The following is a 9,515-nucleotide window of genomic DNA, read 5'->3' as shown; positions in this document are numbered from 1 at the left end:
GTTGAGAATTCATGAATGGGCCTAGGGTTCAAAAATTTGCTCCAGTTCATTTCCGTATACGATTCGAAGCCAGCAATTCCAGCATTACCCACATTAGTTCGAAACCTGTAGATTCTAGGAAAACCATCAATTGCATCATCATATCTTAATAGGGCTCCCAATCTGTTATTATATGCTAAGTAAAACAAACTCCAATCAAAGTTTAAGAAGTCACTGTAATTTCCTCTAAAGCCTAAATCAGCATTGTACCCACTTTCATCCTCTAAGTTTGGATCTACCAAAATATTGGTATTATTCACTCTCAAATCATTAAAATTAATGCCTCTATAATTCATCGATATATTTCCATATACCTCCAGATCCTGCTGTGTTTTATAACTGATGCCAAGTCCCGCCAACATGAAAGAACGATCTAAAGACTTAGATTCATTTATGGTAGTATCGAAAATGATATTGCCCGCCAAATCCTCGACCATGTTTCGATAATAACCTGAACTATTTGTACTGATATATTCCCATCTTAATCCGGGGGTTACACTAAGGCGATTATTTAAATTAATAATGTTCTCTGCAAAAAGCGCTATATTTTGTGAAGGATAACTGAAAGACAAATCCTCCAAATTATCCGGATTGGAGTAGGTGAAATCTGCTGCATAGCCGGCTGGCCCAAGTCCTTGACGTTGCTGCGTATTACCTTTAAAATATCGAGCACCAACTGCCAAAGCTTGAATCTGACCGAGAAAGTCATAGCGATGCAAGAACCTTAACTCAGAACCAATATTCTTGTAATCGTCCCACAATAAGTTCCTTTCTTCCTCAGGGAAGTCCGATTGAGTAACTCTCTCTAAATTCCCCAAAGCCTTTCTTGATCCCACTAATCCAAAAGTCTTCCAATTAAGCTTAGTTTTATCATTGATTCTATAATCTAATATGATAGCAGGTATATTCCATTCAATACCAAACCAGTTTCGCTCTCGAACGGATTGTCTCGGGTCTTCTTCAAACATCCTGTCAGTAAGACCACCAGCTTGCTGGGCCAGATAATCCATATGCGTAAATTCAAAACACAAATACAACTTATCTCCAATATCAAAATTCACATCAGCAAATAAAGTGTTGGATTGAAATGATTCATTATCTCTAAATCCATCTCCTTGCTTTCTTTGATAAAAAACAAAGTAATCCATCTTTTCGGTATTTCCTGAAAGACTATTGTAAGAACTTAGCAACCCAAAAGACCCTACGGTATTCCTAGTATGAAATTGTACAGGCTTTCCTTCTGGGGCTTTTTTAAACAAGAAATTAATCATGCCGCCAAATTGAGAGCCATATTGAAGTGAAGCCGCACCTCTAACTACTTCAATCTTAGAAAGAGCCTCTACAGGTGGTGTATAATAGCTCTCTGGATAGCCTAATGGGTCAGCAGAAATATCATATCCATTTTGTCTGGTGTTAAAATTAGACGTTCTATTCGGGTTTAATCCTCGGCCACCGATTCCTAATTGAAGCCCACCTCCGTCACTTTCCCAGATATTTAAGCCAGGAACTTTCGCAAATACTTGACGGGCATTATTTGTGGCCAAATTTCCGTTTATTTGATCGATAGAGATTACCTCATTTTTTTTAGCTTCATAAATCAATGTCCCTTCCACCGGATTTAATCTGGTCACATTGAAGACTTTAGATTTCTTTCCCACTGCTTTCACTTCCTCCAAAGTTTCAAACAAGGGAGCCAAAGAGAAATCCACAGTTTTCCAGCCCTCTTCTATTTGAATTTCCTTAATTGTACTTTGTCTGCCCAAGTAAAAGGCTGCTACTCGATAATCACCGCTTGGCAAGCTGAGTTCAAAATCACCATTTTCATCGGTGACTGCTTTATATTGAGTATCTAAAACAAATACTTCAGCAAGCTCAATTCCTTTTCGGCTTTCTGTATCAATGATGCTCCCTTTAATTCCTTGGGCAAGCAGTGATTGGGGAAAAAGACCAATTAATAGTAGGGCAATATGGATCTTCAGTATTTTCATTTAGTATAGGGAAGAACCCAGTTTTTATGTTGATAACCTCTCTTCATGCTCGCCAAGTCTACATTTGGATCAATAAAAGGGCGACTTCCCTTTCCGTTGATAGTAGCGTAGCTCTGCACATATATTTCCACTTCTTTATCCGTCTCAGATTCATATTTATCTCTCAAGAAGTGAGAAAATTGTAGAATCATATCGGGTTGTGTATTCATCATTTTTTCCTGTACAGGTGTTAAAAACTGATTTGGCAGAACCTCAAATGACCTATTTTGCTCAGGAATGCTCACTGTAAACTGTGTATATCCCACTTTTTCCATTAACATGACCCTCCAAGAAAAGCGGTATCCTTGTTCAGTCCAAAACAATTTTCCAGGATAAAGTGCGAATCGAAATGGTAGCAATATTTGCAAAGCGAAATAAACAATGAAGAAATATTTCAAAATGGACGAATTAGATAATTTGCTCCTTTCTGGAATACTTGACGCTATTTCTGGAAAGATTCTTTTCCATAATCTTTGGTGGAAATCCTCTGAGAAAAATATTAATGTACTGACAACCATGATATAGGGGAACATGCCAATTTGAAAGAGTGCAGCTGTCATAAAGTGAAAAGCAATTACGGTTAAGTAGGCAATAACACGGGTTCTTTTCCAGAGTAAGAAAAACGGAATTGTTAAGTCATAAAAGGCACCAAACCAACTGAATAAATACGCAGTCCACTTATAGTCAAGCAAAAAGCCGATGATGGGAGTATTTGCTCTGGAAGGCAACCAGATTTTTAATGGTAATGCCTCCAATAACCAATCAGGCTGAAGTTTTGCAAGACCAGCAAAAAAATACACCAAACTTAATTGTAAAATAATGATATGAATGCTCCAAGCGGGAACATAAAGTTCTTGCTTTTTTCTGCGCCAAGCATCAATCGAATAAGCTTTATTGGCTGGTACCAGAATCAATAAAAAAGCAATAATACTGACAAAATAATAATGATTGAGATAATTGGTTTTATCTATTAATTCAACATAGGTAAAACTTAGAAAAAAAAGAATCGCACTCCATCTGTAAAAAGCTCCTAAAGCTATTCCAAGGGCCGCTACGCCCATTGCAGCAAATAGGAGGTACATGCCCGGGTCTCCAAATGTTTGTATCCATTCAAATCCGAAATACGGAAAATAGAATTCTGGTTCAATATATTGTTTAGCTATCCAGCCATTGGACCAAAAACGAATAATGGAAGCTAGCATCATAACACCAAAAGCTACCCGAAAGGTAGCTAGTGGAGCAATATGTTTTACTTGATTCAATCGATATGTCGGTAACCAGTTAGTCACCATCGTTATCTTGGAAAGTAATAGATACAGACATGGCTGACGTCATATCTACCTTTATCAATGGAATTACCGCTTGTAGCTCATTATAAACGGCAACCAATTGCCCCCCTTCTGTGGACGCTACTTCGCTGTAAGGCGCTTCTATCTTCTCCATTTCTTCCAAAGCCATCATTTTTTGGTTAATGATTGCAGTACTTAAATCAACTTCGTCTCGTGTTTTTGCATCAAGCGCTGTGAGATAGTCATCTAATCCTAAGCCATCTTCAGATGAATCGAAGTGCTCTCCTTTAAATACTTCTATTGAAGCTTGAACCGCTTTCTCTGCTAAATCACCAGACCAACCAGAAAAATACCCCTCTACATTTTCAGGAGACGATACTCCGCCAGTTCGAGGGTTTCCTCCAGAAGGAAAACCGATTTTAGCATTTTTGATTCTAATATCAAATTGGAAGTTATACTCGTTGACTAGCAGGCTAGTTGCGCTGCCTACATCTGTTCCAGTATTTCCAATAAAGGTTGATCGATAATCCCCCCAACCTTCTACCATTATAGTAGAGGTCGCTTGTATATCTTCTACAACATCAGATAGATATTGTAAGCGATGATTTCCAAGCTCTGGATCTCCAAAATATGCTAAAATTTCCTCATCAGAATTCGCAGTACCAAAAAGCAAGTAATCCAAGGCGGGAAAACCTTTGGCTGCCACATTAGACGCTGCACCTAAAACATAATTTTGCGATGCTATATTTTCATCAATTATCTCCGTATTAGTTGGGAAAATATTGACTCTATCTCGCAAATTTACGTTTGAAACAGGCCCAACATGAACAAACGACAAGTGTTGATAACTTAACCATGTAGCTTTCAGCTCAGATCTTAGAACATTCAAAGTTTCTAATGAAAGATTAATGTTAAAAGAATTAGTTGCTACAGAAAGGCCTTCAGCCTTTGAGGCAAAATCTTCAATTGAAGGCTCAATCACATTGTCAGCCATATTAATAAGAAAAGCCTCTCTGTCAAAATCTACTTTTTCACTGCCCGACTCAGGATCGCAGGCAGTGAAACAAGTAAATAAAACTAATATGAAGAAAGAAAATTTTAATGATTTCATACTTCTAAATTAAGATAGATTAAAATTGGTTTTGAATGTCTTCAAATCCATAAGCAGTTACTAAAGTTGCTTTAACAGTGTTTATATCATCAGTAGTTATAGTGTAGAAATTATCTCCTAAATCTTCTAAAATTGCATCTATCTCAGCATTAGTTAACTTTTTAGTTGGGTTGTATTTTAAGGCATAAATAAACGCCCAGGCTTCAGATAGAACATGATTCCTGATGGCATCATCAGCAAATGAAGAATTTGCACGATTTAAATAATGAATGGCAGTGGCTGCAGAAACTTTTTCCCACTCATTTCTTATGATTTCAATTTGCTCGTCTCTTGTTTCTAGATCTTTATTTGAAATCGCTGCCCTTCCCTTAATGAATGCATTCATTAAGATTTCATTGCTCCCCAACAAGGCGTCTCTTCCGTTAATGTATTTTCCCCAAAATCTGAGTCCGTCAATATTGGAAGGAAAATCAGTAGGCACGCCTAAGTAGCCGAAGGCCTCATCCCAATGGTGCTCCATTTCAGTACCTATCCCTGCTTCGATATTTTCATTGTCAACATCCATTTTTCCAGAAGCCAGATAAATGGATACCCCTTGAAAGTAAAAACAAGAGCCCATTAATCCTTTTTCAATATATTGAATGTGTTCTACTCCATTGGCGTCAAAGAAGTATTTGTTTGCGCCATCGTTCGAAGTCACAACACCTGGAGTGCCATTACTTCCCACACCTCCGTTTGACTCAATAGTTGCCTGAGCAAAATCATTCATAAAAGATTTGAATAAAGCGATATCTGCTTCTACCGTTTTGTTTTCCAATTCTTTAGAATCTGCCGAATTTAGTTCTGCATTATCAAAAGCGTTATTTTCATTGGCATACATATCGAGCATCTTTTGTGCGTCCAATACCGCTCCATTGTTTGCTGTTTTCATATAAACAGTTAGTTCGTCTAACATATCCAAACGTTGTGTTTGGCCTGAATAGCTTACATTTTCAAAATCATAGGTAGATGGAATTTCATAATTTCCGTTGTTTTCACCAGTAGGGTTTTCATCATCACAGGCGGTAAAGGAAATTGTTGCTAAAAGTGCTAATCCTAATAACTTTAAGTTTCTCATTTGGGTAAAATTAATATTTGTATTTAGATTGATTCTAATGATGATGCAAAATTAATTTTATTTAGATTGGTTACAAATAAAAACTGAAATTTATTTAGATTAGATTTAAATAAATTCGCAAATCGCTTATTCTATGAAATAGAGACTGGTTTCATGAGGTCAAATTTCCCAATCGTTTCTAAGTTGGTCGTTCTTAAATCTTTCAATTTATGGTAATGAGTAGGCTGAGTGATTCCATTCTGAAAAAAAAGGAGTATGTTTCGTGTTGCTAATCGAAGGAATAAGAATGGTAATGCCCTTTCCTATTGATTTACATTCACCAGCGCTTAGATATTTTATAAAGAAATTACAATTCAGGGAAATACGGCATAGGCTGCCGATACATTTCTAATATCCTTTAAGGAGGACATCACTTTCTTATCCCCGTCTTTCAGTTGATGACAATAGCTCACTGATAAAATGCATACAAATATCAAAAGTATACTCATCATCAGTCGTCTATAAAGATTATTCATTTAAGCCTTTCTTGTTGTTGCGATGCAAAAATATTGTGATTTTCTGTAAAATGCTAAATCATTATAACTTATTTAATATAATATTTAATTATATTGATTTATTAATGTGTCGATTTTAGCACTTAATCATAGAAATTCATATGATTAGTTGTAATTTTACGCTGTTAATCGAAAACTGCATTAAGTAATGGAATATAGGATTGAAAAAGATACCATGGGTGAAGTTCAGGTGCCCGCAGACAAGTATTGGGGTGCCCAAACGGAGAGAAGTAGAAATAATTTTAAAATAGGGGCAGAGGCGAGCATGCCCTTAGAAATCGTGCATGGTTTTGCATACCTTAAAAAAGCAGCTGCTCATACTAACCATGAATTAGGGGTTTTAAGTCAAGAAAAAAGAGACCTTATCTCCAAAGTTTGTGATGAGATACTAGAAAACCAACACAATGATCAGTTTCCGCTAGTCGTTTGGCAAACTGGTTCAGGTACTCAATCAAACATGAATGTAAATGAGGTGGTTTCAAATAGGTCGCAAATTTTAGCAGGTAAAACGTATGATGATGAAAAAGTAGTGCATCCTAATGATGATGTAAACAAGTCACAATCATCAAATGATACTTTTCCTACAGGAATGCACATAGCTTGCTACAAGATGGTGGTTGAAAATACCATTCCAGGAATTGAAAAGCTAAGAGATACCTTGCAAGAAAAATCTACGGCATTTGAGAAGGTTGTAAAAATTGGAAGAACCCATCTCATGGATGCCACTCCTTTAACTATTGGACAAGAATTTTCGGGTTATGTTTCACAATTGAATCATGGCATTAAAGCATTAAAAAACACCTTAGACCACCTATCAGAAATTGCTTTAGGAGGAACTGCCGTAGGGACTGGAATCAACACTCCTGATGGATATGCTGAACTAGTTGCTGAAAAGATCGCTGACTTTTCTGGACTTCCATTCAGAACCGCTGAAAATAAATTTGAGGCTTTAGCGGCACACGATGCTATTGTAGAATCGCACGGAGCATTGAAACAGATAGCTGTTTCGTTAAATAAAATAGGAAATGATATTCGACTATTAGCATCAGGTCCAAGATCTGGAATTGGTGAAATCATTATCCCTGCCAATGAACCTGGCTCCTCTATCATGCCGGGAAAAGTTAATCCCACCCAAGCTGAAGCGCTCACAATGGTTTGTGCTCAGGTGATGGGTAATGATGTGGCCATCACCGTAGGAGGTACTCAAGGTCATTATGAGTTGAATGTATTCAAACCCGTTATGGCAGCTAATTTCTTACAATCTGCCCGTCTAATTGGGGATGCCTGTGTTTCATTTACTGATAATTGCGCAGTTGGCATTGAACCAAATTACGAGAGAATTAAAGAACATTTAGATAATTCATTAATGCTGGTCACTGCTCTTAACACCAAAATTGGTTATGAAAAGGCAGCAAAAATTGCTAAAACAGCTCATGAAAATGGCACTAAATTGAAAGAGGAAGCCATTAACCTCGGTTTTATGACAGCCGAAGAGTTTGACGAATGGGTAAAACCAGAGGACATGATAGGCAGTATGAAAAAACAATAAATAGTAATATTTGTCTTTATTATAGTTATTTGCTTACTTTAACTGTATAAATTTAGAATTAACTTAATCATCATATGAAAAGCAAGATAAGTTTAATCGCCATCCTTATGATTTTTTGCATGGCTTTTTCGGTTTCTGCCCAACTGAGCAGAAAAGAAAAGAAAGAAATGAAAAAAATGGCTAAGGAGCTTAAAAGGAATCCCGAGCAAATGAAGGCCATGGTGGAAGAAAACGAAAGCCTGAAAAGTTCTGTTGCTAGCTTGAATTCACAAGTGGAAAACCTTGAAGGGCAACTGAGTAATAAAAATGCAGAGATAGCCGCTGCAAAAGAAGAAGCTCAAGAAGCAAAAGCAATGGCAGAAGCTCAACGACAAAGAGCAAATGAAATGGCTAAAAAAGCAAAAGACGCTAATAACCAAGAACCAGAAGCTTTAGATGAAAGTGGAACATGGTTTAAGGTACAGGTTGGTGCTTTTGAAAATATTGATATGTCGGAATACTTTAAAAACAATCCGAACTTCAGTGGTGAAGAAACTGATGACGGCTTGCAAAGGATTACTTTAGGGCGATTTAGAGACTATTGGGAAGCTGATAAATTCAAGAAGACCCTCCGAAAAATGGGAGTGAAAGAAGCTTGGATTGTACCTTACAAAGAAGGTGTAAGAGTGCCTTTGAAAGAAGTCTTAGAAAACCTTTCAGCTAGGCCAGCAGACGCTGGGCAATAATAGCTCTTAAGCTTGCTTAAAAGTTTAAAGTCCTCTTTTTAGTATAAAAATGGAACTTTACATTGTTAACGGACAGTTTACAATAACTTTTAAGCAAGCTTTTTTTTTAATACAAACTATATAATCCATCCCTTCTCATCCTTGAAAATTGAATTCTCATCGCTACCCATTATTCTAAAAGGAGAAATATCCCAACTCCGCAAAGACTATTCGATAGAGAATATTTTCATTGACAGCAGAAACACAGTCGCTAATAATAAAAACCTATTTATTGCCATTAAAGGTGAAAGACATGATGGGCATCGCTTTATAGATGAACTATATGCTAAAGGAATTAGAAATTTTATTATTGATCACGACATTAACATTACTAATTATCCTGAAGCTAATTTCTTCAAAGCGTTCAACAGCATCTCTGCACTGCAAGCATTAGCGGGCTCTAAAAGGAAACATTATACAGGAAATTTAATAAGTATAACGGGGAGTAACGGTAAAACCATTGTTAAAGAATGGCTTGGTAAATTAATAGAATCGGCCTACTCGGTCTATAGGAGTCCTAGAAGTTACAATTCTCAAGTAGGTGTTCCTTTATCTCTTTGGCACTTGAACAATTATCAAGACTATGCGATCATAGAGGCAGGAATCTCCAAAATGGGAGAAATGGAAAAGCTTGAGGCCATTATAAAACCAAAAATCGGAATTTATACTAATTTGGGAACTGCTCACGATGAAGGGTTTCCTAGTTTAGAAGAAAAAGCTAATCAAAAAGCACAATTATTTAAAGGCTGTTCCACCATTATTTTCTGTAAAGACTTCCCTGAAATTTCAAATGCCTTGCACAATTTGCAAAATTTGGAAGATAAAGAATTTATAGGTTGGTCTTTTGAAGACAATACTTCCAATTATTTCGTTGAAACTGAAGCAAGAGAAAACGGGACTGCTATTAGAATTCCTATTAATGACCAATTCCATATCTTTCAAGTGCCATTTAAAGACTATGCCTCTTTAGAAAATATCACGCATTGCCTTTTGCTTTTACTTCACGAGGGCTTTCCAACTAAGATAATTCAAAGCGCTTTAAAAGAAATTAGGCCATTAAAAATG

General features: G+C 36.6%; 7 protein-coding genes. 3 read left to right on the top strand and 4 right to left on the bottom strand.

Annotated features, from left to right (window positions below):
- From B9Y84_RS20160 to B9Y84_RS20145, 4 genes are all read right to left on the bottom strand, one after another.
- The coding region (locus B9Y84_RS20160; RefSeq protein ID WP_085519207.1) for a TonB-dependent receptor domain-containing protein at positions 1 to 2,027 on the bottom strand (2,027 nt) is incomplete at its 3' end.
- Positions 2,024 to 3,358 (bottom strand): HTTM domain-containing protein, encoded by a 1,335-nt coding sequence (locus tag B9Y84_RS20155; RefSeq protein WP_085519206.1) that lies wholly within the window; start codon positions 3,356 to 3,358, stop codon positions 2,024 to 2,026. The genes B9Y84_RS20155 and B9Y84_RS20160, both read right to left, overlap by 4 nt.
- Complete coding sequence (locus tag B9Y84_RS20150; RefSeq protein ID WP_085519205.1) at positions 3,348 to 4,466, bottom strand: imelysin family protein; 1,119 nt, start codon at positions 4,464 to 4,466, stop codon at positions 3,348 to 3,350. Before B9Y84_RS20150 ends, B9Y84_RS20155 begins: the two co-directional genes overlap by 11 nt.
- Before the next feature lie 19 nt (positions 4,467 to 4,485).
- Positions 4,486 to 5,583, bottom strand: coding sequence for a DUF4856 domain-containing protein (locus B9Y84_RS20145; protein ID WP_085519204.1), 1,098 nt, complete (start codon positions 5,581 to 5,583; stop codon positions 4,486 to 4,488).
- Between the two features lie 702 nt (positions 5,584 to 6,285).
- Here B9Y84_RS20145 and fumC point away from each other — a divergent pair.
- The 3 genes from fumC to B9Y84_RS20130 form a co-directional block, all read left to right on the top strand.
- Positions 6,286 to 7,686, top strand: a complete 1,401-nt coding sequence (gene fumC, locus B9Y84_RS20140; protein ID WP_085519203.1) for a class II fumarate hydratase — start codon at positions 6,286 to 6,288, stop codon at positions 7,684 to 7,686.
- Between the two features lie 74 nt (positions 7,687 to 7,760).
- On the top strand, positions 7,761 to 8,411 hold the full coding sequence (locus B9Y84_RS20135) for an SPOR domain-containing protein (protein WP_085519202.1): 651 nt from the start codon (positions 7,761 to 7,763) through the stop codon (positions 8,409 to 8,411).
- 141 nt (positions 8,412 to 8,552) lie between these two features.
- Positions 8,553 to 9,515, top strand: a 963-nt coding sequence (locus B9Y84_RS20130) for a Mur ligase family protein (RefSeq protein ID WP_245830901.1), incomplete at its 3' end; no start/stop codon positions are given.

Source organism: Marivirga sericea (assembly GCF_900177665.1).
Classification (GTDB): Bacteria; Bacteroidota; Bacteroidia; order Cytophagales; family Cyclobacteriaceae; genus Marivirga; species Marivirga sericea.
This window is presented reverse-complemented; position numbering and strand designations above follow the sequence as displayed.

What these genes read in the sequence shown, in the direction of transcription:
- B9Y84_RS20155 (WP_085519206.1), bottom strand. Translation starts at nt 3,358, where the DNA reads ATGGTGACTAACTGGTTACCGACATATCGATTGAATCAAGTAAAACAT.
- B9Y84_RS20150 (WP_085519205.1), bottom strand. Translation starts at nt 4,466, where the DNA reads ATGAAATCATTAAAATTTTCTTTCTTCATATTAGTTTTATTTACTTGT.
- B9Y84_RS20145 (WP_085519204.1), bottom strand. Translation starts at nt 5,583, where the DNA reads ATGAGAAACTTAAAGTTATTAGGATTAGCACTTTTAGCAACAATTTCC.
- fumC (WP_085519203.1), top strand. Translation starts at nt 6,286, where the DNA reads ATGGAATATAGGATTGAAAAAGATACCATGGGTGAAGTTCAGGTGCCC.
- B9Y84_RS20135 (WP_085519202.1), top strand. Translation starts at nt 7,761, where the DNA reads ATGAAAAGCAAGATAAGTTTAATCGCCATCCTTATGATTTTTTGCATG.